The 1,983-nt window shown below is 72.9% G+C and carries 2 protein-coding genes; one reads left to right on the top strand and one right to left on the bottom strand.

The features are described from left to right. A partial coding sequence (locus tag AC2VNT_RS07060; protein ID WP_486946172.1) for an Hsp70 family protein occupies positions 1 to 1,543 on the bottom strand: 1,543 nt, incomplete at its 3' end. 132 nt (positions 1,544 to 1,675) lie between these two features. Between AC2VNT_RS07060 and AC2VNT_RS07055 the strand changes: the two genes are divergently transcribed. Continuing rightward, on the top strand, positions 1,676 to 1,983 hold a 308-nt coding region (locus AC2VNT_RS07055), incomplete at its 3' end, for a nuclear transport factor 2 family protein (RefSeq protein WP_486946171.1).

Raw genomic sequence — 1,983 nt, 5'->3', positions numbered from 1 at the left:
TGGTCTGCAGCGGAGACGTACTGGTCTGCGTAGGCTCGGTGCTGGCCTCCGGTGGAGGCGGGGCCAGGCTGCTGGGGGTGGGGGCCGGGCGGCTGGGGCTCGGAGCGGTCGTCGACGGCGGTTCCGACGTGTTGACCGGAGCGGTGCTGGTGGCAGGCGGCGGGACCGCCGGCTCGGTGCGGGGGGTCTTGGTGACGGCGTGGATCAGCCCGACGACGGCGATGAGCGCCGCCAGCAGCCCCAGGGCGACCACGAACCGGGGCAGCCGATGCGCCGGGCGGCCTATCTCCACCGGCGGAGGCGGCGCGGCCGACGGCCGCCGTCCGGTGCCGGGGCTGGACGGGCCGCGGTCCTCGACGAACGGCGCCACGTCGTCGAGCCGGTCTCCCTCCTGAGACCAGGCCAAGCCATCAGCTGCCGACGTGCCGACCGCGGCGCCCACCGTCGGAGCCATCACCACCGAGCTGCCGACCGCGGCGCCGGCCAGCGCCGTCGCCGCCAGGTCCGCGGCGCCGTCGCCCTGCCGAGCCGCCCACAGCGCCGCACCGGTCGCGGCCGCGGCGGTCGGCTGCGGTGCGGTGATCACCGGCGCTCGGCACCGGTCGGAGAGCCGCTCGGCGATCAGCGGCATCGCCGCCAGGCCACCGACGCTGACCACCGCGGCGAGATCGCCGTCGCTCATCTGGTGGCGGCGCAGCAGCTCGGCGAGCGCCGCGACGACGCCGTCGAGCGGCTCACGGATCAGCTGCTCGAGTTCGCCGCGGGTCACCGTGATGTCGGCCCGCTCCCCGGGCAGATCGACGACCAGCTCGATCGCGTCCTGCTCGGAGAGCCGCTCCTTGGCCAGCCGGCACTGGTCGACGAGCCGGGTCACCCCGCCGATGCTCGCGGTCCCCTCCGCGACCCCGCCCAGACCGGTGTTGGCCAACACGTGGGCCAGCAGCGCCTGGTCGACGGCGTTTCCGGAGAACCCGTGGTAGCGCAGCGTCTCGTCGACCGGCTGAAAGCCGAATCCGGCGTCGGCCAAGGTGATGTTGGTTCCGCCGCCACCGAAGTCGAGCAGCGCCACCACCCCGTCGGAGGGCACGCCCCGATCGGCGTCCAGCGCGGTGAGCGCGGCGACCGCGTCGGAGACCAGATACGGCGCGGCGCCGCCGGTCGGCCGGTCGGTGTCGGCCAGCAACGCCTCCTGCAATGCCTGCCAGACCGGCGGCGGCCAGTAGGCGGGGGCGGCGATCGCCAGGGCGGAGACCCGCTGGCCGGCGGCGCTGATCATCGCGTCGATGGCGTCGACCACCAGCAGATCGGGCAGATGTGTCGATCCGTCGGCGGCCACCACCGGCTCCCGTTCGCCGACCCGATCGACGAAACCGGTGATCGCCAGCCCGGTTTCCTCGGCGTCGTGGCGCTCGGCGGGGGTTCCGATCTCCGGCGGCCGGTTGGGGAACAGGGTCAGCTGCGACCGACGCACCATCGGTGGTTCTCCGGCGCGCAGCGCGACGAAGTTGGTGGTCCCGATGGACAATCCCAAAGGCTCGCGCATGTATGTCACCCACGTATCGCTCACGGGCGGGGGCCGCCGCCAGGAAGGCCGAGTGCGCCAGTCCCCCCCGCCGGACACACCGCCGACCCGGAATTTTAGCCGGTTCATCGCACCTCGATCGGGAGGCGGCCGGTGTGTTGCAATGGCGTCATGAGCCGCCCGAGGAGCGTCGACGACGTCATCGACATCGAAGCGATCAAGCAGGTCAAGTACCGGTATCTGCGCGCGCTGGACACCCGGCATTGGGACGACTTCGCCGCGACCCTCACCGACGACGTCGTCGGCGACTACGGATCCTCGATGGACGGGAAACCGTTGCGGTTCACCGGCCGTGCCGCCCTGGTGGGGTACCTGCGTTCGGCGATGACGGCGGCCGTCATCACCGAACACCGGGTGGCCCACCCGGAGATCGACGTGCACGACGACCGGGCGTCCGGGAT

The sequence above is a fragment of the Mycobacterium sp. TH-M15 genome (assembly GCF_057473705.1).
The sequence above is the reverse complement of the archived record's forward strand: the minus strand, read 5'-3'. Positions and strand labels throughout refer to the sequence as shown.